The organism is Aequorivita sp. IT1282 (assembly GCF_058068205.1).
Window position 1 is genome coordinate 726,857 of record NZ_JBYRHR010000001.1, and the last position, 23,565, is coordinate 750,421.

Genomic DNA, 23,565 nt, shown 5'->3' on the forward strand with positions numbered 1-23,565 from the left:
CCTGATCTTTTTTCAGGTTCTTCTTATTAATTTCAATTTGGCAGATTCCCAATCGAGTTGAGAATTGTTATATCACTTGAAAACCATGTGCATAAGGGTCATCTTCATCATCAATAGTAATAGTATTTTGCCCATAAACTTTTGCCCAACCTTGAATACTTGGTATAATGGCAAGTTTTCCATCTAAAAGGGTTTCTTCTTCAACACGCCCAATAAACTTACTGCCAATAAAACTTTCGTGTACAAAAGGTTGGTTAACTTGTAATTTTCCTTTGGCATATAATTGTGCTAAACGTGCGGAAGTACCTGTCCCACACGGGCTTCTATCGATGGCTTTGTCGCCATAAAATACTGCGTTTCGTCCAGATGAATTAGGATCTATAGGATTACCGGTCCACAACATATGGGTTACATCGCGAATGGTTACATTTTCTGGATGAATAAATTGATTTGGATATTTTGCATTAATTCTATCCCGAACTATTTGAGAGTATTGAATAATCATACCAGCAGTAAAATCGTGCACTCCAGAGAAATTTTTCTGTGGATCTACTATAGCATAATAATTTCCGCCATAAGCAACATCGAAGGTGATTTCGCCTAATTCAGGGCAATCGATAGATAGATTTTGAGCTGCTAAATAACTTTTTACATTAGTAAGTTTTACCCAATCTACTTTATTATTTGTTTGCTGATATTCAATTTCTACCAAACCAGCTGGAGCTTCCATTCTAATTTTTCCTGGAATTTTAGGCGTAACCAAACCTTCTTCAATAGCAATGGTAATAGTGCCTATAGTACCATGACCGCACATTGGCAAGCACCCGGAGGTTTCAATAAATAAAATAGCAAAATCATTTTCTGGATTATCTGGTGGAAATAAAATGCTTCCACTCATCATATCGTGACCGCGAGGTTCAAACATTAAACCTTTTCTGATCCAATCGAATTCTTTTAAAAAATGAAGTCGTTTTTCGTTGATTGTTTTTCCAATCAATTTTGGACCTCCACTTTTTATAACTCTCACAGGATTTCCGCACGTATGTGCGTCTATGCAAACAAATATGTGCTTACTCATTCTTCATTATTTGTTTTAATCCATCCACAACTCTAAAGATACCTAAAGGATTTTCGTCTTTTAATTCCTCTGGCAACAACTCATTTGGCCAATCTTGATAGCTAAAAGGACGAACCCAACGTTTTATAGAATTGATACCAACTGCAGTAAATCTGCTATCTGAAGATGCAGGATAAGGACCTCCATGAACCATCGATTCACAAACCTCCACTCCTGTTGGAACTCCGTTGAAGATAATGCGTCCCACTCTATTTTGAAGCGCAGCAATTACTTTTGAATAATTGGCGACTTCATTTTCATCTGAAATTACAGTTCCCGTTAATTGCCCTTCTAAACTAGCAATAACTACTTCTAATTCTGCTGCGTTTTCACATTGAACAATCATAGAAAAAGGTCCGAAAACTTCTAAATGTAAGGTTGGATTTTCTAAAAATGTTCTTCCCGTTACAGTAACAATGGCTTGTTCTGCGTAATTATTTTTTACTTCAGAAGAATAGTTGGCTGTAACGGTAACTTGGTCTTGAGAAACTACTTTTTCTTTGTTCTTTATGTATCCTTTTTTGATATTTGGATGCAACATACAAGATGGATCTATTTTGATAATTTCTTCTGAAACAGTCGTTATAAAACTTGTGAACGATTCACTTTTAATACCAAGAATTAAACCCGGATTTGTACAAAACTGACCCGTTCCTAAAGTGATAGAACCCGCATAGGTTTTTGCAATTTCAGCTTGTCTATTCTCTAATGCTTTTGGTAAAATTACAACTGGGTTTATACTTCCCATTTCTGTAAAAACCGGAATTGGTTCTTCTCTTTTTGAAGCTAAATTTAATAAAGCCCTCCCTCCTATTATACTGCCTGTAAAACCAACTGCTTTCACTTTTGGGTGCGCAACTAATTGTTGCCCTACTTCTATTCCGCTTGAATTTAAATTAGAAAAAACGCCATTTGGCATTCCTGTTTTTTCGGCAGCTTTTACAATTGCCGATGCTACTAATTCTCCTGTTCCAGAATGCATGGGATGCGATTTAACAATAACCGGACAACCCGAAGCTAAAGCTGCTGCTGTGTCTCCACCCGCTGTAGAATACGCCAGAGGAAAATTACTTGCTCCAAAAACAACAACGGGACCTAACGGAATTAACATTTTGCGGATATCAGATTTTGGCATGGGTTCTCTATTTGGTTGGGCTGTATCTATGGTTGCTTCAACCCAAGATCCTTCTGCAACTAAATTTGCAAAAGTTCTTAATTGCCCTACTGTCCTGCCCCTTTCACCTTTTGCTCTTCCTTCTGGCAAACCAGTTTCTAAACAATACATTTTTACAAGCTCATCATCTAAAGCTAAAATTTCATCTGCAATTGCGTTTAGAAATTCGGCTTTTTTTGTTCCGGAAATAGTTCTGAATTCTTTAAATGCATTTGACGCTAAAGAAACTGCTTTTTCTAATTCTTCTGAAGAAGCTTCAGTAAAAACAGTAGTGTTTTCTAGGTTTAATTCTGGATTGAACGTTTTATACGTTTTGTTTCCTGAACTTGAAAGTTGATTGCCTATGTAGTTTTTTCCTGTTATCATATTCTATAATTATATTGTTCTGTGTAAGGTTTGAAACGGCATCCTTTATATTCGAGTTCGAGTTTTATTTCAATTAATAAAAAAAATTAAATGTATCGTAAACAAATAGTAAGATATCGATAAAAACCCGGCTTTAGTTCTGAATATTTTCAGCACTAAATAACACCAAAATAAGGTTATAAATTTTTATAATCTGGCAGTGTTGGTCTTGTTGCCAGCGCGTCTGTAATTATTTTTTCTACTCTTTTTCGCTCTTCACCTTGCAAAACAAGTCTTGGCGCTCTAACGTATTCGTTACCAATTTCTGTATGTACCGATGCCAATTTAATATACTGCACCAAGCGCGGGTGAATATCTAATTCTAACACTGGCATAAACCATCTGTAAATTGCAATAGCTTCTGGAATTCTGTTTGCTCTTACCAACTTGTAAATAGCCACGGTTTCTGCCGGAAAAGCATCTACCAAACCTGCTACCCATCCATCTGCACCCAAAACTAAACTTTCTAAAGCTAAGGTGTCTACCCCAGTCATTATTGCTAATCTGTCTCCAAACCTATTTTTAATTCTTGTAATATTGGTGGTATCCCTGGTAGATTCTTTTACTGCCTGAATATTTGGGCAGCTGTCTAATAACTCTTGAAACATATCTAAGGTCACCATTATTTTATAATCTACCGGATTATTATAGATCATAATTGGCAAGGAGGTGCTATTTGCAACAGCTTTAAAATAGTGTACAACTTCTGCATCACTAGCATTGTAGCGCATTGGAGGTAAAAGCATCAAACCACTTGCGCCATCTTCTTCTGCAGATTTAGCTAGTGCAATTGCGGCTTTTGTGGTTTGTACTGCAATATTCATTAAAACAGGAACTTTTCCTGCTACAAACGCAACAGTTTCTCGTGTTAAGCTTCTGCCCTCTTCCTCTGTTAAAGTACTTGCTTCACCTAAAGTTCCACCCAAAACAATACCGTGAACACCTGCGTTTAGCTGCGCTTGGATATTCACTTTAAACATGTCTAAATCTAATTCATCATCAGAATTAAATTGTGTTGTTACTGCTGGCATTATGCCTTTCCAATTAAATTTCATATTGTTTCTATTTATTTGATGGTATAAAATTATAGAAATGCTGTTCGTTAGAATACTCTTAAATTATTCACTTTTAGTACTATATTATCCTTCATAAACATTTTTAATATATTTTTGAAGTATTTTGTACCAATGCTGAGTAATAACATCCTATAACCATTTCTGTATAAATGAAAGTTTTACCTTTTAAAATTCCGAAGCCAGAAAACAATGCTCTGATTTATCAAGAAGATATTGAATTGGTTTTTTATGATAAACTGCATCAACATGATGAAATTCAGATAAGTTTTATTGAAAGAGGAAATGGAACTTTATTGGTGGGAGATCGTATTTTCAACTATGCTGAAAATGATATTTTTGTTATTGGCAGCAATTTGCCTCATGTGTTTAAAAGTGGTGAAAACGGAGCAATCAAATCGAAGATGCTGACGCTGTTTTTTACAGAATCCTCTTTTGGTGAAGCTTTTTTTGATTTAAATGATTTTGCAGAAATAAATCTATTTTTCTTAAAATCTTCGCAGGGGTTTGTTGTAAAAGTGAATAAAAAAGAAATTATTGATTCCTTTTTGAAGCTTAAAAAAGCTTCTAAACTAGAGCGTTTTATATTGTTTTTAGAGATTTTAAAGATCATTTCAGTTTCAAAATCTGAACCTCTTTCTAATTTTGTGTACAATAAAAAATATTCTGATGTTGAAGGAAAAAGAATGAGAGATGTGTTTGATTATACAATTGAAAATGCAAACCAAAAAATAACTTTAGATGAGATTGCAAACATTGCAAATATGACAAAGAATGCTTTTTGTAAATATTTTAAAAAACGAACAAACAGGACGTATATTAGCTTTTTAACCGAATTACGTATTGAAAAGGCTTGTAAATTATTAATTGCGAACAAGGATTTATCTATCAACGAAATTGCCTATAAATGTGGATTTAATAACATTTCAAATTTTAACAGACAATTTAAAATGATAAAATTGATGTCGCCCAATAGGTTTCGAAAGCTTAATGTTTAAAATTATTTTGTAGAAATTTCTATAAACATAGAACGAATAATGGCTGCGGAACAGAAAGTGGATAATTATGGTGGTAATTATTTGTGAATTTTGGCATAAGTTAGTTATAGGCTACCTATGCCTTAACCATACCTTATCTATGGCTTTACTATGGAGTAAACACGGGTGAACCTAGTCTTTGCCTAGGCCTTGACCCGTCTTTGACCCGTCCTAAAATAACTATACAGGTTAAAGAATAAATCCTAATATAGTTATACAAATGTAACTGATAATCCTAAAAGAACTATACATCTGTTTTTTCATAGTTAAAATACTCTCGCAGCCTTAGTTGCTTAGCTATTTAGAGGAAACTGCTTTATGTTTTGAAGATTTAAATTATGAGGGGCTAAATTATTAGATTACCGCAATACATTCCATTGCTTTTGCTGTTTTAAAAGGCGTGAATGTATTGTTTAATTCATTGCCGAAATGTATTCCTAACCAGACACTTATGGCAACATCTGTTGGAAGGGGTTTTGTGATTGGCGTATTTAGTTGTAGGCTAATTTCAGGATGTTCAATGTTACATAATAACGGAGGGGTTTCTACAGTATTACCTAAGGCATTGACCGCTGGATGATCTAGTGTGTACTTTTGAGTTTTGGGACTACATTTAATTGCAGAAACCAAGCTTATGGCAGCTGTAAGCTTGAAATGTGATGCAGATTTAGGGTATTTATTCAGGTCTAGATGGCTGCTATTTTCAATTTTGATAGTAACTAGTGAACGGTCGCTATTTACTAAAACAGTTGTTTTTGCGGTGTAAATTTGGTTAAATATTTGCTTTTCATCTAGTTGCAACCCAATAAGGGCTTCGGGATAATTAAAAACGTTTGCCACTCTTCGTCCCTTGATGCCCCTACCCTTATGTATTATTTTACGACAGCGGCCGGTAAGGCGACTTGTAAAATAACTATCCTTAAAGGTTCTCAAATTTCCCTGTAAGCCCGTATAAATAGATTTTGCGAGCATATTTGCGCCAGCAAACTCCGTGACATTGGCCTTTACGGTAGCGAAACGAGGATCGTATAAAATTTGATCTCTAGTAGGAGGCGATGATTTCCGTCTGGTATATTCTCCATTTAAAAAATAGTAGGTAAAGCCTTTGATGGTACCAATTATCCTTAGTTTTGAAAACAATCCGAATGACATTGTGTTGATTTTAAGGTGATTATATAGCTAAGATAAAAAAAATAATTTTAAGTTTGATGGTGGTAGGTGTTTGCATATTGAGGTTGCTGCGGTCGTGCCTCCCTCGCAATGACCCTTCGACTCCGCTCAGGGCAGGCTAATTTGAAATTGCTGGTGTATTGCAGATTAACTGGTCACATTGAATCCCCCTCACCTATTTATTGAAAAGGTTTTGTTGCCCCACATTCAATTGAAGCCTAAATCATAACCGCGCCAGCAGGGTTATATACTAAACTTATTGTAATGATATATTCTTTTAGAATCAATTGAATTATTTATGAAGGTTAATTCTTCAGTCAGATTTCCATCACTATCATACTTATATTCAATTCGTTTGTTTGATTTTAGATATATCTTTTCAATTTGCTGATTCAAATTATTGTACCTTTTAATAAAGTAGAGGTTCTTTTTTTTCTTTTCATTTTCATACAAAGCAACGCTATTATCTTCTATATTATAATCATATATCGTTACGGAAATCTTTTCACCCGCTTCATTATATCTTTCGGTCTTACTATACAAATTATTATCACAATAGAAATATCTGTAGCTTAAATAGAAAGTATTGTTTTTTATATTCTTATTAAAAAGCTCCGTATTCAAATCGTTGTTATCATAAACTCTTTTTTGCTGAATTAATAAAGTTCCGTCGGGTTTATGTTGCAAATTTTCTATACGGTTATTATTCTCATCATAATTGTAAGATAATATTGTAGAAATCTCACCATATTGATAACCTGTCTGTTTCATCATCAATCCATCTGCATTATATTCAATAAGATAATTATATCTTATATCTCCCTTATCATCATATCTCAAGTCTTTAATATGTTTGCCCAGCTCATTATAGACATCTCTATTGACCAAAATACTATCCTTCGCGCCGGATTTAAATTCATAAGTCAGTTTTTCACTGATTTTATTTTCTGCTCTTAATAATTCTTCATCCCGATTATCATTCTGAGAATAAATAGAGATTGGAATTAAACAAAAAAAAAGTATTTTTTTAAATAGCATATTAATTTATTTGTGGGATGTGTTATTACTGAAAATATATAAAAGTTTAGACTTTTTTCAAAATTGGCATCGCTATTCGTTTAAAATTGCATTAGCTCATTCTTTTTTTTGGCAAGTTGTTCTTGTTATGGATTTCTAATGTTTACCTCTGCATGCTTCACCGCACTATCCTTTTCCTGCTTTGCAAGCGTAAGCCTATTGTTTAGCTCTTCCTCAAATTGATGGTCGTAAACTTGCTTAAGTATATCTGCAAATCCGGCTTTATCTACTTTAAAGGCTTTTTGCAGTTTGGATATATTATTTAGTTCAAGTTTTGTATGCTTTGTTATTTTCTTCTTCTTTTAGTGATTGTTGTTATGAATTCCTCCAATATTTTAAGGTCCGCAAGAAATTCATCAGAATCAGGCATTTCTTCAATTAGAGTGCCTGCTGTATCGTGTCCAGTGAAATAAGTAGAACATTTACTCATATTAGCATCAACGAGATCATAATCATCAACTGTTAAATCAACAATTTTTGATAAACGTTGAGTTTGTATTGCTCTGCCAAATCTTTGAATTGCTCCATTTAGGAATACTTCTTCAATAAAACGTTCCCAAGTTTCTCGAAGTTTACCATACAAATACTTTGCTCGTTCTTTATAAGCTTCTTCTGTCTCAGTCCGTTCGATTTTCTCTAATTGTTGATGTGAACTTTTCAACTGGCCAATACGCTTACCAACAGGTAAAGCATCCCACGGTGGATTACTAGCAATAATTCCTGTTTCATTTTTCTTTCTCGTAAGGCTCTTTATTTCTAAATCACAATTTAGACTTTTAGAATGTTCTTGAATCATTAGAAGAAAAGTTATGTCGTGTGTAAAAACTATTACTTGTCGGACTAAAGCTTCTTCTGCAATTCTTTTTGATATTTTATTTCTCCATTTATGGTCGAGAGAAGAAACAGGATCGTCAAAAATTATAGCGCTTTTATGCTCTGAAATAGATAACTCAGATAAGAACGTTGCTAAAGAGATGCATCTATGTTCTCCCTCGCTTAAGATGTCTTTTAATAAAATTCCATTTGCGTTTTGTTCGTCAAGTCTTAAATAGTGGTATTGTTTTCCTCTTTGTCCCTTTGTTTCAGTTTCTATTTTGATATTCTTGAAACCTAGTTTTGTTAATTCAGTTTTAAAATTCTGTTTAAGATTCGTGCTGATATATTTTGTTGCTAACTCATTACTAAAAGTTGTGATTTTATGAGTCCTACAATTACTTATACACTGATTCAGTAATTTTATCTTTTTTTGACGATAAATTTCACGGCCTATTTTTGGCTTATAGTCGAAAATCTTTTTTACTCCTTTTAATTGATTCAGTTCTTTGTTGAGTGGTTTTAAATCTTCTTCAATTGACTGAATCTTTAATTTTTCGTTTGTTTCTTTTAAGGTTTTGATGAGTTCTTTAATCAATGTTTTTGGAGTGCTCTCTATTTCAATTGGAATAATAGTCTCAACTGTTTTCTTTGAATCAAAAAGACCTATCAAATAATCTTTTTGCTTAGAGAGTACCTCTAAATATTGTGTTTGATTTTGTGAATAATCCTTGATTAATTCGTTTAATTCAATGGTTGTTGGTTTTTGTTCTTCAAAAAAGAATTCTAGTTTTTTAAAATTTTCAATTGATAAATCAAATTTTGCAGATGCTTCATCATAAGTTTTTTGAATGTCATTTTTTACAAAATCCTCAAAAGAAGTAAACCTCTTTTTTGCCTCTTCATCTAAATTTTGAAGACAAAGAGGACAACTGCTTTCTTCTTTAATTTCGGGAAAATCCTCTGTTTTGGTACTTTCATTATAGAATTTCCGAGCACTTTCCCAAAGCAACTTCCATGAATTATTACCCACTCCTTCTATTGGCATTTTAGAAAATGCCTTTTTAGAAGACTCATTTAGTGCTTTACTCGTGGTCACAAGATTATTTATGGTTTGTTTTAAATCTATTAATATTTCTCCTGTCAAGTTATTTTCAAGTGTTTGAAATTTGTTCTGTAAAATTTCAAAACGTTTTATCTTTTCTTCATTTTCTTTTAAATTCTTTTGTGGGTCTGTTGACCTTAATTTATCTATCTCTTCATTCAACTCTTGAATTTTTGATTCTTTAGTCGAATTCCAAATTGCTTCTGCTCTTAATTCATCAAGTTTTGTTTCGGAATTTAAGTTGTCGAGAAATTTTTTTGCTGTAGAGCAATCAGAAACTTCTAAAAGTGAATAGTCGAATGCTTTTAAAGCGGGGCTTAATAATTCTGTGTTCAGCTCGCTCTCAACTCTTTTTATATCGATTGCTAATTTTTCTATAATGGACAAACCTTGAGGAATAAAAGCAATTTCATCCTCCCCTTCTATGTAGTGATTTGCACTTGATGTATCAAAAACATCAACACTTCTTAAAATAGAACTATTTACTTCTTCATTTATGAGATTTACTGTATTGAAGTTTATACCGTCAATTGTATATACTATATCTGCCTTTCTATCCTGTCCAGAACAATCAGGGTTATATAAATTGTCATTTATCTTTGGTTTGTGACCTCTAGTATGACAAGCATGTTTTAAAATGCTCACATAGCTTGATTTTCCAGAACCATTATCCCCGTAAACCACCGTAAGTCCTTTTGGAGCAAAATCTAATACAGTAGTTTTTGAGAGTGCATTTATATTGTCAACATTCAAAACTTTAGAAAGTATCAAATCATCACTACTAATTGATTTATTTGCAAAATCCCTTAAATCATCAAAATCTACTTTTTCAAAAACAAAATCCGATAACCCATAATCCACTTTGCAGATTTCTTTAAGTTCTGAAATATCATTATTAATAAGTACGTTATTTCTAATTAACCGGTCAATGGCTACTTGCCAAAAATTAGGTTTACTTTCCACCCAATCAATTATGTCATTAAGTATTGGCATTTGCTGTTTTTTAGGATAATAAATAAAAGTATAATAATCAAATGTAAAAAAAACAAAACCCCAACATTTACGGAAAACCGTAAAGGGGGTATATTTAATCGGGGAGAATTTCAAATATAGGATTTATTTTTAATGCTGGAGGCTTTAGGCTTTAAGCTTTTGTAAATGGGTGAGTTTGTGAGTAAGTGAATGAGGGATTGTTGGTTGTTTGTTCTGGGTTCTGGGTTGTGCGCGAGACCGTCCGCACCGCGGGTAGGTGCACTGCAAATGCTTGAATTAAATAGACACGTTTTTTAAAAGCGCGCCAGAGGGATTTCTAAGTAATACGTTATAATTTTTACGCTTTCTAATGTCTGTGAACTCACTGTTTACCGACTTTTTTTTATGTGATGTACTTTAATATGTTTGGGAGAAATATTTTAGCGATCGTGAACGTCCTTCTTAAATTAGAATTACTTTTTTTGTGACTGTTCCCTTAGTATTTTTAACTTTAATAAAATAAACTCCTCTTGCATAGGATTTTAAATCTATTTCTTTTTTATTAGTTGTTTTTAAAAGCACACCGCTAACATTATAAATCTCAATATTTTCAATATTTTTACCCTTAACCCTCAATACATCTTTTGTTGGATTAGGGTATAAGACAATAAAATCATCTGAAAATGATTCTGTAGATAATGTGGCATCTGTCATTTCCGCGAATAGCCCATCCCCTCGATCAGGGGTTATTATATTTTGCCCATTATTATAAGTGAAATCATCGTCAATTCTACCTGCATACATTAGTTTACCATAACCATAGGATATACTATTTTGAAAATGACCAGCCGTGAATTCCGAAGCCCATTTTACTTGTTGAAATACATCAAGTTTTACTATAAATCCCGTGTTGGAAGAAATCGTGACTGTTGCAGGAGCTATCCCAATAACGGCACCCGAATTACTCCATCCTGAAAGATAGGCCCTATTAAATTCATTAAATGAAATGGAAAAAATCCTCACACCATCGGTAGCTGGATGTTCATGCTCAGTAATTACAGAACCATCACTATTATAAAAACCAACTAATCCGACCCCTCCATTTTTATATCCACAAATTCCAATAACACCTACAGAGCTAATATCTAAAGAAATACCATTGCTAGAAAAATTGGACGGAAGCTCTAAAATTTGTTTTACCCAATTTTGAGTTCCATCAGGATCATAGGATAATAAAATTATTCCTTCATCATCATTATCATTATAGGCAGGTGAGAGCTCTCCATCGTAGTATACTGGTCCGTCACTGCGACCTAAAACAATAACCTCATTTGTTTGAGGATGTATCTTAATATCGTTACCACTGGCAAACGTATTATGGGGGGTACCGCCTGCACGTTTTGCCCAGATAATGTTACCGTCTGGTTGATACTTAGCAACAAGCATATCCATCGTAGTGCCAGTAGATGGGTTTGTAAGTGTTATTGTTCCACCCAATGTAACCGATTTCCTAAACAAACCTAATATGTAAAGGTTTCCGTCCAAATCGGTGGTTAGTCCGAGAAATGAATTGTTATCTCCCAATAAGGTAGTGCCGGATTCATGCCATATGTATTCGCCATCTGAATTTACTTTGATAATGACACCTTCACCTCCGGTCTGACCGGGAGCTTCTACACCACTTAAGATTTGCCCATCATACTTAAAGTCTTGGCCAACTGATTGAATTGCAAGGTAAACGTCACCAAATGGATCTATGTGAATATTTACAGCCATATCATTATAAATTCCGTCATTACCTCCAATTGTTTTCAACCATACTAAATTTTTTTGAGAATCGAGCTTGATGAAAAATGCATCACTACGACCATTTGTATAATATTCATTGCCTTCATATACAAAAGGATTGCCAGTAGAATATCCAATAAGGTATGTTTCTCCTAGGCTATTTTTTACTGCTTTAACCCCATATTCATGTTCACCTCCTGTTACACTATCTGCCCAATCAAACTCTTGCGCGTTCAATCCGAATACCTGTAAAATGGTTAATAGAAAAAGAATTTTTTTGATTCGCATAATACTTTCATTTTTAATTTTATTGAAATCGAAATTAAATGAGTGAATAAAAAAAATTAATAGTACTACGCTTTAATAAATTACACGCACAATCATTTTTTCATTCATATCTAGGTTTAATAGATATTTCTATTTAATTTTTAAATGCCCTACAACGTTTAGGCTATGAGCAGTGCGCCAAAATGCAATTATTTTCAGGCTAGTACTCACTTTATAAATATACAACTGCTTTTGGAGTTAGTACAAAACTAAGCATTGCTTATAGCCTCGTGTTGTGCAAAGTTTTTTATTTTATTTCATAAACCAAATCGTTCAATATATATTCAGAATTAAATTTGACGTTATAAAATATGATTAAATCATCTTTTTCTATTTCGGTAAATAATTTCCTTATATTTTGAGTAAAAGGATTTTTCTGATTTTTAAATTTATAGATTTCTTTACCTTTTGTAATTGTTAAATCAAAAGTTAGATTAGAATCATCAACATTCCAACAAGGTAATCCATCATTTTCTGTCCGCAAACCGGAAGAAGTTAATAAAATTTGTCTTATGTCTCTTCCCTCCGAATTAGCGGAAAGTCGGATTATTGGCATTGGTAATTTCTCTACGCGGATTTTTAAGGTGTCGGATAATTTTGATTTTTTGTTTATACATAAACTTGAATATATCCTTCTTTTTCAGTTTGTATATTATATTTTCCTAATGAGTGTTTAGTAATGGTTGCAGAAATTGAAGATAATTCAAGATCATTTAAATCTCCTCAATAATTAATATCAATTGGATTATAAATATGCGTGAAAATATAATTGTTAACAGGGTATTGAACCTGATAGTTTTGAGAAAAACACAAGAAGTTGAATGCTGAAAAGATTATACTTAAAATGTATTTCATTTAGTTATTAAATTTTGCACAACATGCGGATAAAAACTATATGGTGTCTATTCCAATTATATAATTAGGTTAATATTTCCAAATGTAACAAAAACAAAAATCCGCCTTTTACGGAAAACCGTTAAGGGGGTAAATTAATCAGGGAGAGCTTCAAATATAAGTTTTAATTTTAAAAAAACAATAAGCTTTTGTGATTGGGTGAATAAGCGAGTTTGTGAGTAAAAGAATATGTGATTGTTGGTTGTTAGTTCTGGGTTGTGGGGCGAGACCGTCCGTAATATAAGGTGCATTGCAAATGCTTGTTTTGCCAAAACTTCATTTTAAATAAAATAATGCTTATTCCTTTAAAATATTAGGCTTAAAGGGTTTAACTTATACAGTCTCAAGACCCGGGACCTCCCTTCGCTCCTTTCTTCATCATTCGCCATTCCCACCTCCGTCATTCGTCGTTCGTCGCTCGTCGTTCGAACCTCCTCCTTACCTTCTTCCCAAAAACTCACTTTTTGGAAAGCACAACTGAACATGACCAAACCAACACCCGAACAAAACCCCAATAAAACGAACTAAAACTTTGATTGGGTTTGATTGGTTCCAATTTGTGTTGATTTGCGCTAATCTGTGTTGATTCGGTTTATCCATTTGGGAAATAATAGCGACAAAATTTGCTATTCCCAATGTGCTCTATAGTTTATATTCCTTTTGTTTGATGTAACAAATAGGTCTCGACTGCGCTCGACCGGACAATGGAGCCAGGTGTAGTACTATTCACGATAGCAAGGAGCATCATCAGATTGCCGCGCTTTGCTCGCAATGACGGTTCATTCAATCATCATCCCTATCGTTTTGGCCAAGGAGTTTACGACTGTTGTAATCTGCACTAATTTAGTTCCATTAATGACAGCATGTAGCCTTATAAGGTTGCCGCGCTTCGCTCGCAATGACGACCCATTGATGTGAGTGCCGTGCTTCGGTCGCAATGTCGGTTTAAGTGATATTAAAAATCATAACTACTTTTCTTGTATCTCATCATTTGGGGGATATGAATCATTCTGAAAATCCATAAATTGGAAGTATACTTCTCCAAGTAAAAATTTTATTTGGCCATCTGTCAGGTTCTCAAGTTGAACCTGCATTTTTTCATCTTCTATTAAATAAGTCAAAAATCTTCCTAATATTTCTTCATCAATATTTAGATTATTAAGCATATAATGGCTGTAATTTTCTTCTAATTGAATCAAATTCGCCGTTTTCTTTTCAATTTGAATGTATTTTTTGAGGCGTTTTGTTCTTCCACTTATAGCATTTATGATTGGATCTACTTGTAAAGAACCGCCTAGAAGTCCCAAGAGATGGATAGGTTTAAAATCCCCTGCTGTGTATAATCTTCTTTCATTTGTAGATAAGGGTTTAATTTTCTTATTAATAATTCCCAAACTTACTGCATCAAATTTGGATTTCGATATAATTGAAACTTCATCCAATTCATTAATTCTATTAAATATTGAATACGGAGGGAAACCGTTAGAATCTGCAGCATTTATTGAATCCTCAATTTTTTGAATTTTTATAAGAGAATCTTTCGCCTTCAAATCCTTGTTAATAGTATCCTGAATTTGTAATCGATTTTCAATAATTTCTTTATTCTGAGAAAAAGAATAGGCCGAGTAAAAGATCAAGAAAAAGGTACATGTGAACTTCATTCTAAATTTGAATATGTATAATAATGTTGGTTAAATTCAATAGGAATGCCAAATATCTCCACTCGTACTCTTTGTTTAATACATTATTAGCGTTCAAACCAGCCACCCATCTCCCACTCCTCCGAAACACTTACTAAGGAGAGTTCCATAAAACTTCGCATCCCCTCTCGAGCGCTGGCGCCTGTACTGAGCAGGACTGTAATGCGGTATTCTGCCCCCAGGTGTAGTTCTTTTTATGACAACAAATAGCCTCAAAGGTTTAATTACGTTAAGCTTCGATTTGCGATGGCTTATAGACCTAGCAATGAAGACATCATTGACACGATTGCTTCGCTGCTTTCCACTGCCATTGGAAGTGGGAGGAGTTTTTTTAGCGGGTTGCTAAATAAGGGGCTTTTTAATTTCAAAAGGAGGTCTCGACTGCGCTCGACCGGACAATGGAGTCAGGTGTAGTACTATTCATGATAGCAAGTAGCCTCATGAGGTTGCCGCGCTTCGCTCGCAATGACGGTTCATTCAATCATCATCCGAATCGTTTTGGCCAAGGAGTTTACGGATTAAAAAAGAAAACCTAGAACCTACAAATACAATTCATAAATTCATCTCTAGCTAGTAATCAAATTTCCATACCTTTGTTCCGTATTTGGTTTGTATCTGAAAAATTTCAGAACAATTAAAAGGGAAATAGGTGAAAATTGATGAAGCCGCCGGTTGAAAAACCAAGTCTTCTTAAATCTTTAAATCCTATGCTGTTCCCGCAACTGTAAGCTTTGTCCGCCTAAGGCGGATGCCTGTAATTAAAAACTTCAAAATAATCCACTGTCTACCTTGGTTGATGGGAAGGAAAATTACAGGACGCAAGCCAGGAGACCTGCCAAATTGCAATAATTTAAAAAACGCTGGCTTTCGGGTAAAAGGCTTTAAGTTTATGATTTTATTTATAGCTTCTTACTGCTCTTATTTAACCCAGACTTCTCAAGGGACAAGTGTTCTTGTCGGCATTTCATTTTTTAAACACATCCATTATGGCGAAATATAATTTATGGCATATGGCGGGCCTGGATATTTTCTTAGAGTCTCTAAACGACCAAGAGCTTAAAAAGTACACAACAAATCTGGCACCGCAATCCAATGCATCTCCTTTAATAAGTTGGCGGGATACTGCAGATTTTTTTGCACCAAGAGAGCCTTTAAATTCGCTGGAAAAAGATAGAATTACATTAGAGTTAATGGAAAGTCAATTTCAATGGAAAACAGACTTTAACGAAATATTGAAGCATCCATACGACGCATTGATTGTAACCAACTCGCTGCAAACGATACTGTGGACCAATCCTGGGTTCTTTAAAATGACAGGCTATCAAGCCAGTTATGCACTTGGAAAAAAACCTTCTTTTTTGCAAGGGGATCAAACTTCAAAAGAAACCAAGGAACTTATAAAGGAAAATCTTTTAAAAGAGATACCCTTCACTTCAAAAATACTGAACTATAAAAAAAACCAAGAAGAATACTGGTGTAAAATACAAATCTTCCCAATGCAAACTAAGAAAGGTATTACCCATTATTTGGCATTGGAAACTGAACTATTATGAACGTAAAAGAAAGAATTTTAAAATCAGAAACCCGCATATTTAAAGCGGTTTTCCCAAATACAACCAATCATTACGACACGCTTTTTGGCGGTACCGCTATGCAGTTTATGGATGAGGTTGCGTTTATCACTGCCACACGCTATAGTAGGCAAAGAATGGTAACAGTTTCTTCAGACCGCATCGATTTTACAAAACCCATTCCTGCAGGAACCATTGTAGAATTGGTGGGGCAAGTTGTGCATTTGGGAACAACGAGCCTTAAGGTGAAAGTTGAAATATTTGTTGAGGAAATGTATTCTTACAGTCGGGAAAAAGCGGTAAGTGGAGTATTCACCTTTGTTGCGATTGATGAAAATAAAAATCCTATTAAATTAATATAATAGGCCTTTTCACTAACATTCATCCTATACCCTGCCCACGCGGGTGTCTCTCCCGTGTTCTCTGAAATGTATCACGCTTATTGATAGGAATACCCAACAATTACTCAATATTGACCAGCTGCTAAAACGGCGTCGGTGGAAACACGGATTAATCAAAGAAAACTGTGTGGCCGACACAGGCTACAGTAGTGGCGAAGATGTATTCTATAGAAAACCGCTAAACCTATTACCGCTCGCTATCAAAAATCTCCTTTACAGCCATTCTATATTTTACAGGATTGGCGGCTTTTTTGATCTTTTTATAGGTTTTTTGCGGATTCGAAAAAGATTGCGAAAAATATTCCCAGAAACCTAACATCTTCATTTTAATTGGTGTTGGCCCAGATAAAATTGCATCGTATTGTTGGTAGATTTCGTCGTGAAAAGCTTCAAATAAATCCCAGCGATTTTCAGGATAGTCTGTAGTATTGTTTTTTATCATACTCGGTAAAAACGGATCGGCAATTAAGCCACGACCAATCATAAAATGATCAATACTTGGGAAACGCTCCTGCATTTTCTTAAACTGTGCCACCGTGGTAATATCGCCGTTATAATACAGTTTGTGTTTTGCGGCGTCAACACATTTTTGAAAAGCGTCTAAATCTACGCCACCTTTGTACAATTGTTTTCCAAGACGCGCGTGTATAGCAACGTTTTTAAGCGGATATTTATCGAGAATAGGAAAAGTGTGCAGAATTTCGTCACTATGCTCATACCCCATCCGCATTTTCATTGAGACCAAAATATCGGTTTCATTGTGAACACGTTTTAAAATAGCATCTATTTTATTGAAATCGCAAATTAAACCAGAACCCATGCCACGATTTGTAACCATTGGGTACGGACAACCTAAATTCCAGTTTAGCTCTTTATAACCAAATTGTTGCACGTATTTAGCAACAAAAATAAACTCGTCGGCATCATTTGTAATTATCTGAGGAATAACTTCTAAAGTAGCGTTGTTCTCTGGTAATAAATCGCGCTCGTATGATTGCTTCACTTCCATCTTGCCATTTAAACGAATATAGGGCGCATAGAAAGTATCTATACCTCCAAAATATTTGTTTTGGGCATTCCTAAAATGAAAAGTGGTAAATCCCTGTAATGGCGAAGATAAAAGTGTAAAACTCATAGTTTATTTGCTGGGGCAAATATAAGCGAATTGTTTATTGGTTTTGATTTTTATATAATTCTAATACAAGACTATTGTAAAGCGATAAGAGATTTGAGTTGAGATTTTAAAATCGTTTTTGGAATAAGGTTTTAGAAGAAAAGAAAGTCAATTGATTTTTCCTCTAAAAATAGAAAAACACATTCCACTCAATTAAACCACCCTCAAATAGTATCTTTGCCATAATTAATATAAATGGTGCATTAAACTGCCAGCTCAATACTATCTATGCCTTTTAAAAAATTACATCCTGAAATACAAGAGCGACTTGAAACTCTAGAAATAACTACCCCTACTCCTTTTCAGAGCAACAGTATTCCTGTAATAAAAAGTGGTACTAATGTGTATTGCATCGCTCCATCAGATAGTGGGAAAACCACCACGCTTATCCTAACAACGATGCACGCTTTAAAGTGCAGAGAGATCGGGAATGCCCCAAGGGCGGTAGTTCTGGTAGAAAATAAGGAAAAGGCAATGGAGTTGTACGATGCGTTTTTATTGTACACAAAATATACTTCGTTACGTGTTTATGTGGGCTATGAAGAACTACACAACGATGTGCAAAAATCTGAGATTGCAATGGGGGTCGACATACTTATTTCTACGCCTAAGTCTATGAACAAGTTGTTTTTAACGAATGGGGTGAGTATCGCAGATTTAAAGATATTTAGTATTGACGACGCCGAGTTTTTAATTCAGAAGTCGTCGTATTCGGCTATTATGTCTATTGCACAAAGTATTCAAAGATGCCAGTATGTGCTGTATATTGAAAAAATGCACCCGATGCTTAAGCGTTTTGAGTCGTATTTTATGGAGTTTTCTAAAAAGGTTACTCTAAAAAATTAAAAGGTCTCTGTTTTCATAAATTACTATGGCCTAAAGCAACATCTTGTTATACTCACTTTAGTTTCAAAAAGAACAATTGAACTGTAAGACACAAATACTGTGTGCTTTACGAATTTGCTTTACTTTCTTCACTTTCTTCAATTTGCGTTTTAGTTTTAGGTATCGATACTAAATGAAGCGCTAATAACTCCTGCCCTATAAATTTTAATTTAAAAAATCATTTTTTTTTCCGACATTGACCATTGAAATTTTGAAAATGTACAAACTTAAAAAATAGCTACAATGGCAGATGATTTTGATTTATTAGAAACAGATAAAAATACCACAAAGGGAAAGGTAGATGTTAATTGGGGCAAGGCTGTAGACCAAATGAAGAGCAAGCTAGCCCAAGAAGATGATCCCGAGGTTAGACAGCGAATCCTGAATGCAACTTTAGATGATGTTGTAGGAATGGCCGAAAAAGACCGTGGTAATTTGTTGGATGCCATTAAAGATCTTACCGATTACCAAGATGAAGTTGGAATTGTTTTTGAAAAATTCAGTACGCTAAATCCAGCGGAACAAAAGGTGATAGATCAGGCTATAAAAGCACTCGAGCGTGCAAAAATGGAACTTGAAGATGCCGAAAAAATAACAGATAACTGGTGGAATAATCTTTGGGGCCGAAAAGCGAGAATTAAGAAAAAAGAACAAGAACTCGTTGCCGCCCAAAAAACACGCGACGGCGCAGATATGAAGGCGAAGCAGATGTTCCAAACGCGTATTGAAAGCGCAGACGTGCAAACCTTGTTAAACGAACTTTCATATAAAAGTCAGGCTGCGGTAGATCGTCTTAAAAATCGTGAAGTGGAAATTAAAGAGGTTGAAGAAAAGCTTCAAGTAGCAATAGTTGAAGCCAGTAAAAATCATACAAAAGCCTTAGAAAAAAAGGAAGAAACCGAAGCCAAGTTAGAGGAACAATACGCGCTTTTAAAGCAGTCTCGACAAGCTTTGGAAGAAATTAGCGACAAACAATCTCCAGAATATAGCGAAGCCATTGGAAAAGTTACAACTATTGAACAAAAGGTTGAAGAATTGGAAGGGCTTAAAAATGCCTACACTACTCTGGCCGCGAGTAAAGATAGTTTTGTTCAAAAGCACAATCTTACTATTAAGGTATTAACATCTTTACGTAGCAACCTGCAAACGCACCGCGCAAAATTAAAGAGCGACACAGACGAGCGACTTAAATATTACGACGGTTATGTTGTGGCTTTAAAAGCTAGAACAGACCAAGAGTTTGCCGCAATTCTGGAGCATTTAGGAGTTAAAACAGATGAGCACATTGGTGCAACCCTAGCTTCTATGCACAGTGCAAGCGCTAAAGCAAGACAAGAAATGATGGACAACATTCCGGTTCACGAAAAAGTAATGCAAGGTGTGTACTCTAGTTATGCCGAATCTTTACAGGAAATCAGGAAAAAGGATGGTGAAATTCAGAAAAATTTCGCCGACCGTTACGGTATCGATATGAAAGAAATTTTTGAGGAATATTACGCAACAGACGCTAACGCACCTTCTGGAAATGACAACAAGCCAGCGCCGAAAAAGCCGAAAACAGATGTACAGGATGATTTGCTTAGTTAGTTTGGTAGTCGGTAGTGAAAATGACGTAAGACTATAGGACGTAAGACGTAAGACTGAAGGACGTAAGACGAAGGACAAAAGGACGTAAGACTGAATGACGTAAGACGTAGGACTAAAAGTGTAAGTTTAGTCTTAAATCTTTCAGCGAAGCTGTCATAAGTCTTACGTCTTAGAGCGAAGCGGTCCTAAAGCGAAGCGGTCTTACAGCGCAGCGGTCTTACGTCTCATATCTAAAATCTCAAATCTGAATAAAAAAAATGTCACTAAATTCCATTGCAACCCCTTTAGACAGTGCTATTCTTGAAACCAAGGATCAGTACAAAGTGTATTTTAAGATTGTAAACCATGCGTTTAAAAATCTACAGGAAGCGATGTCGAAAAAGGGTATTTGCAGTGAAATAGAAGTCACTTTTATAAAACAATACTGCGAGCTACTCACCTATTCCCTCGAAGCCTTCAGAATAAAATACTTGTTTGACGATGAGGAAAAAATGCGTATTGACCTTACCGAATCTGGATTTCCTAATTATTTGGAATTTAGATACCTTATCAATGATCTTAATTTAAGGCACGAACATTTAAACAAGTTGCCCGATATTGATACGCTTAAAAAGGAGTTTTTGGAAACCCTTTTAAAGGATCGCGAACATATTTCAGAAAGAAAACTACAGCAAGCGGCATCTATAATTTATTATACTTCGGTAGATCAACACTATATTTTCAGACGGTTTATTCAAGGGAAAATAGTGACGAATGTAAATAAAACCGAAGGCGAATATATGGTAAGTTGGAGTTTTTACGACATTACCCTTAACCGTGCGTTTATCTGCTTTTTGAATTTCGATTTGTACAAAGAAACGCTCGAAGAATACACTCCAAATATTTACGAAGTGTTAGAAACCGTTGCCGATAGGAATATGAGTTTGGATATGATGGCGTATGCTATCGACAAAAAGTTGCCAAAGCTATTGCCTAAAAAATTACGGGTAGTAGATTTTGGTCCGTTACATAGCATTTTCGCAAAAGACGAACTAGATATAACTCACGTTTTGCTGCAAGGCATTGTAGATAAAACGGTAGATATTTCGGCATATGCCATGGCAATTTCAATAGATGAAATAAATAGTTCGGGTAATTTTAACGAAGGCAATATTTTCAACAGACAAGAATTGCAACTCTGGGAAAGTAAAAAGCGTCAGAAGTATTTGTTTACCTCCCATCGCGTGATGCAGCTTCTGTATGATAAAATCCCTGAAACACTTCATTCACTCACTTTAGACCCATTTGAAATCCCCGAATTAAAATTAAATTAATGGAACACAACAGTACATTTCCCATAAAACTTTCGGAATTAGAGGCACTTCGCGATGAAGCAACTTCCTATTTAAAAGGAATTCAATGGGAACAGGGCAACAAAGCAAAACGCCGCGACAAAAATGTGGCAGATACTTCAATTATGATGTATTTGGCGAAGGCGAATGGCACAGCCAACAACGAAGTAATATCAATTTCGAAAACAATCTTAGCCTTAAAGAAGCGATTGTTACCAGATTCCATCGCCATTCCGCTACGTTTAAATCAAGCGCTTTTATCGTTGCAAGAGGGATTAACAATGGCCATTTGGCTACGCGATAATTACGCCGATGCTTCGGGTTTATCAGGTTTAAGCGAAAAACTGTCTACTTTAGACAATGGGCAAAGACACGAATTTGACAGCAAACAGCAAACCGCCACGGCATTTATGCTCTACGGTTGCGCCTACCGGATTTTATACGATTTAAAACCGAGCGTTTCAGACGATTTGGCGGTAATGAAAAACAAGTTTGCCGGCATACCTGAATTGTCGCTTATGTCGCCACTGAAAGGTATTTCGTGTATGTTGTTTTACTTCGACAAATACTTGAATCACCCAGAAATTATAACGAGCGATGAAGATGTGGTAGTTTTTAGCGTTGTATTTTTTGAAGCGATAATTGTTGAAATTCAAATGCGCATCGCTTCCCTAGATTTTACCGAAACCATTGAAGACCGCACCTATAAACTGGAGAAAAGCGAGTTTGCTATTTCAGGCTGGGAAAACACCATGGAAGGCACTGCCAAAAGTGTTGAATTCAATAAAATACAGTTCGAAGAAATTGTTGGAAACCGCGATGCGAAGCACTTTGCACGCCGTTTAACCGAACGCATGTTGAGCTATGATTTTGAGGCGAAGAAAAACCCATTTCAGGAATTAGGTGGTTTTATGCCTGTATTTATGGGGTATGGAATTCCGGGAACCGGAAAAAGTATGCTTATTGCAGCAATTGCAACCAGGTTGAAAATGCATTGCGAGAATCTGGATATTCCGTTTCTTTTTCACCCAATGCCAGATACGTTAATATCAACTTTTCAAGGAGGTAGCGCCGAAAAAATGGTGCAGTGGATGAAGCCATTAAGCGACCCCACAAAACTAATATTTGCACCAATTGACGATGCCGAAAATAATCTGCAGGAACGCACAGCACAAGGTGTTTCGGCAGGTGTAAAAGAAGTTATCGGCGTTTTTCTGAGGTATACCGAGGGAGCTTACGCCATTAATTATGGCAATAGTAGTATTGGTCTTTTCACCAACTTACCCGAAATGCTTGACAAAGCTGTAATAAGTCGTGTGCAAGGCAGGTTTAAAATTGATGGGGCACGAACGATTCCAGATTTTATAGACCAAGATTATCTTTGGTGGCGCAAGTTTGAAAAAACGATGCCCGATTTTATAAATATGACAAATCCTGAAAAATATACATTTTTAAGCGAACAGGGATTGGTTAATAATTTGGGTGAAATATTAAATCAGAGTGAAAAACCAACTGAAGCGAAGGTTTTGGAAATTTACGAACGTACGGAAAGCAAATTCAAGACCAATCAGCATTTGTTTTTTGCGGAGTTATATAAAAATATTCAAAAGGAATTTGCGTTTTTCTCTTCCCGAGATATCAGGAATATTCAGAGTGCTATTTCGTTGCGATTATCAGATTTCGACTTACCGAAGCAATGGTTCGAAGACCCGACGCTTTATTTCAAAAAAGATTACGACACCAAGTTTAAAATGTTGCAGGATTTGATGAAACAGAATATGAAAGGCCTTAATTTTAGTGATATTAGAAGGCAGGAAACGGTGCGCTATTTAGACAATGTTGCCACCATTGCAGATACCGATTTTAAACGTCAGGTTGATAGTAGGATTGCCGATATGAAGGTGCAATTGGCCGCGAGGAAGGAGTTTGAATAAGGCAGTGGCAGTGAGCAGTAGCAGTAGCAG

Annotated in this window: 17 protein-coding genes and 1 riboswitch; of the genes, 7 read left to right on the top strand and 10 right to left on the bottom strand. The window is 35.2% G+C overall.

The genetic code is table 11. The annotated features are described in order from the left end of the window. Positions 1-67: 67 nt before the first annotated feature. The 3 genes from AC3RVG_RS03320 to AC3RVG_RS03330 form a co-directional block, all read right to left on the bottom strand. Positions 68-1,078 carry a 4-hydroxyproline epimerase gene (locus AC3RVG_RS03320; RefSeq protein ID WP_489690011.1) on the bottom strand — a complete coding sequence of 337 codons (1,011 nt, stop codon included), beginning with the start codon at positions 1,076-1,078 and terminating at the stop codon, positions 68-70. Then, entirely contained in the window at positions 1,071-2,657 is a 1,587-nt protein-coding gene (locus AC3RVG_RS03325) for an aldehyde dehydrogenase family protein (RefSeq protein ID WP_489690012.1), read from the bottom strand. The genes AC3RVG_RS03320 and AC3RVG_RS03325 overlap by 8 nt, the downstream gene beginning before the upstream one ends. Before the next feature lie 176 nt (positions 2,658-2,833). Continuing rightward, entirely contained in the window at positions 2,834-3,751 is a 918-nt protein-coding gene (locus AC3RVG_RS03330) for a dihydrodipicolinate synthase family protein (protein WP_489690013.1), read from the bottom strand. A 170-nt stretch (positions 3,752-3,921) separates the two neighbouring features. Here AC3RVG_RS03330 and AC3RVG_RS03335 point away from each other — a divergent pair, with 170 nt between their 5' ends. Next, positions 3,922-4,767 (top strand): AraC family transcriptional regulator, encoded by an 846-nt coding sequence (locus AC3RVG_RS03335; protein ID WP_489690014.1) that lies wholly within the window; start codon positions 3,922-3,924, stop codon positions 4,765-4,767. Positions 4,768-5,160: 393 nt separating this feature from the next. Here AC3RVG_RS03335 and AC3RVG_RS03340 read toward each other — a convergent pair whose 3' ends face one another. From AC3RVG_RS03340 to AC3RVG_RS03365, 6 genes are all read right to left on the bottom strand, one after another. After that, a complete protein-coding gene (locus tag AC3RVG_RS03340; RefSeq protein ID WP_489690015.1) occupies positions 5,161-5,958 on the bottom strand; it encodes a hypothetical protein in 798 nt (265 codons plus the stop codon). A gap of 261 nt (positions 5,959-6,219) precedes the next feature. Next, on the bottom strand, positions 6,220-7,014 hold the full coding sequence (locus tag AC3RVG_RS03345; protein ID WP_489690016.1) for a hypothetical protein: 795 nt from the start codon (positions 7,012-7,014) through the stop codon (positions 6,220-6,222). A 325-nt stretch (positions 7,015-7,339) separates the two neighbouring features. After that, on the bottom strand, positions 7,340-9,964 hold the full coding sequence (locus tag AC3RVG_RS03350; RefSeq protein ID WP_489690017.1) for an AAA family ATPase: 2,625 nt from the start codon (positions 9,962-9,964) through the stop codon (positions 7,340-7,342). A 441-nt stretch (positions 9,965-10,405) separates the two neighbouring features. Continuing rightward, the gene (locus AC3RVG_RS03355; RefSeq protein WP_489690018.1) at positions 10,406-12,019 is read right to left on the bottom strand and encodes a T9SS type A sorting domain-containing protein; all 1,614 of its coding nucleotides are present in this window, start codon (positions 12,017-12,019) and stop codon (positions 10,406-10,408) included. A gap of 286 nt (positions 12,020-12,305) precedes the next feature. Continuing rightward, on the bottom strand, positions 12,306-12,614 hold the full coding sequence (locus tag AC3RVG_RS03360; protein ID WP_489690019.1) for a hypothetical protein: 309 nt from the start codon (positions 12,612-12,614) through the stop codon (positions 12,306-12,308). A 1,306-nt stretch (positions 12,615-13,920) separates the two neighbouring features. Then, entirely contained in the window at positions 13,921-14,502 is a 582-nt protein-coding gene (locus AC3RVG_RS03365) for a hypothetical protein (protein WP_489690020.1), read from the bottom strand. Positions 14,503-15,240: 738 nt separating this feature from the next. Next, positions 15,241-15,506, top strand: a riboswitch (cobalamin riboswitch). A 132-nt stretch (positions 15,507-15,638) separates the two neighbouring features. On the opposite strand from AC3RVG_RS03365, the gene AC3RVG_RS03370 reads away from it, so the two are divergent. Together AC3RVG_RS03370 and AC3RVG_RS03375 are read left to right on the top strand one after the other, a co-directional pair. Continuing rightward, positions 15,639-16,205 carry a PAS domain-containing protein gene (locus AC3RVG_RS03370; RefSeq protein WP_489690021.1) on the top strand — a complete coding sequence of 189 codons (567 nt, stop codon included), beginning with the start codon at positions 15,639-15,641 and terminating at the stop codon, positions 16,203-16,205. Then, positions 16,202-16,585, top strand: a complete 384-nt coding sequence (locus AC3RVG_RS03375; protein ID WP_489690022.1) for an acyl-CoA thioesterase — start codon at positions 16,202-16,204, stop codon at positions 16,583-16,585. Before AC3RVG_RS03370 ends, AC3RVG_RS03375 begins: the two co-directional genes overlap by 4 nt. A 226-nt stretch (positions 16,586-16,811) precedes the next feature. On the opposite strand, the gene AC3RVG_RS03380 is transcribed toward AC3RVG_RS03375, so the two are convergent. Next, positions 16,812-17,759: a tRNA dihydrouridine synthase gene (locus tag AC3RVG_RS03380; RefSeq protein WP_489690023.1), complete on the bottom strand. Its 948-nt coding sequence runs from the start codon at positions 17,757-17,759 to the stop codon at positions 16,812-16,814. 267 nt (positions 17,760-18,026) lie between these two features. On the opposite strand from AC3RVG_RS03380, the gene AC3RVG_RS03385 reads away from it, so the two are divergent. From AC3RVG_RS03385 to AC3RVG_RS03400, 4 genes are all read left to right on the top strand, one after another. Beyond that, positions 18,027-18,644 carry a DEAD/DEAH box helicase gene (locus AC3RVG_RS03385; protein ID WP_489690024.1) on the top strand — a complete coding sequence of 206 codons (618 nt, stop codon included), beginning with the start codon at positions 18,027-18,029 and terminating at the stop codon, positions 18,642-18,644. A gap of 282 nt (positions 18,645-18,926) precedes the next feature. Continuing rightward, complete coding sequence (locus tag AC3RVG_RS03390; protein WP_489690025.1) at positions 18,927-20,270, top strand: microtubule-binding protein; 1,344 nt, start codon at positions 18,927-18,929, stop codon at positions 20,268-20,270. Between the two features lie 257 nt (positions 20,271-20,527). Continuing rightward, entirely contained in the window at positions 20,528-21,583 is a 1,056-nt protein-coding gene (locus tag AC3RVG_RS03395) for a hypothetical protein (protein ID WP_489690026.1), read from the top strand. Further along, positions 21,583-23,535 carry an AAA family ATPase gene (locus AC3RVG_RS03400; protein ID WP_489690027.1) on the top strand — a complete coding sequence of 651 codons (1,953 nt, stop codon included), beginning with the start codon at positions 21,583-21,585 and terminating at the stop codon, positions 23,533-23,535. Before AC3RVG_RS03395 ends, AC3RVG_RS03400 begins: the two co-directional genes overlap by 1 nt. The last annotated feature ends 30 nt before the right edge of the window (positions 23,536-23,565 follow it).

What these genes read in the sequence shown, in the direction of transcription:
- AC3RVG_RS03320 (WP_489690011.1), bottom strand. Translation starts at nt 1,078, where the DNA reads ATGAGTAAGCACATATTTGTTTGCATAGACGCACATACGTGCGGAAAT.
- AC3RVG_RS03325 (WP_489690012.1), bottom strand. Translation starts at nt 2,657, where the DNA reads ATGATAACAGGAAAAAACTACATAGGCAATCAACTTTCAAGTTCAGGA.
- AC3RVG_RS03330 (WP_489690013.1), bottom strand. Translation starts at nt 3,751, where the DNA reads ATGAAATTTAATTGGAAAGGCATAATGCCAGCAGTAACAACACAATTT.
- AC3RVG_RS03335 (WP_489690014.1), top strand. Translation starts at nt 3,922, where the DNA reads ATGAAAGTTTTACCTTTTAAAATTCCGAAGCCAGAAAACAATGCTCTG.
- AC3RVG_RS03340 (WP_489690015.1), bottom strand. Translation starts at nt 5,958, where the DNA reads ATGTCATTCGGATTGTTTTCAAAACTAAGGATAATTGGTACCATCAAA.
- AC3RVG_RS03345 (WP_489690016.1), bottom strand. Translation starts at nt 7,014, where the DNA reads ATGCTATTTAAAAAAATACTTTTTTTTTGTTTAATTCCAATCTCTATT.
- AC3RVG_RS03350 (WP_489690017.1), bottom strand. Translation starts at nt 9,964, where the DNA reads ATGCCAATACTTAATGACATAATTGATTGGGTGGAAAGTAAACCTAAT.
- AC3RVG_RS03355 (WP_489690018.1), bottom strand. Translation starts at nt 12,019, where the DNA reads ATGCGAATCAAAAAAATTCTTTTTCTATTAACCATTTTACAGGTATTC.
- AC3RVG_RS03360 (WP_489690019.1), bottom strand. Translation starts at nt 12,614, where the DNA reads ATGCCAATAATCCGACTTTCCGCTAATTCGGAGGGAAGAGACATAAGA.
- AC3RVG_RS03370 (WP_489690021.1), top strand. Translation starts at nt 15,639, where the DNA reads ATGGCGAAATATAATTTATGGCATATGGCGGGCCTGGATATTTTCTTA.
- AC3RVG_RS03375 (WP_489690022.1), top strand. Translation starts at nt 16,202, where the DNA reads ATGAACGTAAAAGAAAGAATTTTAAAATCAGAAACCCGCATATTTAAA.
- AC3RVG_RS03380 (WP_489690023.1), bottom strand. Translation starts at nt 17,759, where the DNA reads ATGAGTTTTACACTTTTATCTTCGCCATTACAGGGATTTACCACTTTT.
- AC3RVG_RS03385 (WP_489690024.1), top strand. Translation starts at nt 18,027, where the DNA reads ATGCCTTTTAAAAAATTACATCCTGAAATACAAGAGCGACTTGAAACT.
- AC3RVG_RS03390 (WP_489690025.1), top strand. Translation starts at nt 18,927, where the DNA reads ATGGCAGATGATTTTGATTTATTAGAAACAGATAAAAATACCACAAAG.
- AC3RVG_RS03395 (WP_489690026.1), top strand. Translation starts at nt 20,528, where the DNA reads ATGTCACTAAATTCCATTGCAACCCCTTTAGACAGTGCTATTCTTGAA.
- AC3RVG_RS03400 (WP_489690027.1), top strand. Translation starts at nt 21,583, where the DNA reads ATGGAACACAACAGTACATTTCCCATAAAACTTTCGGAATTAGAGGCA.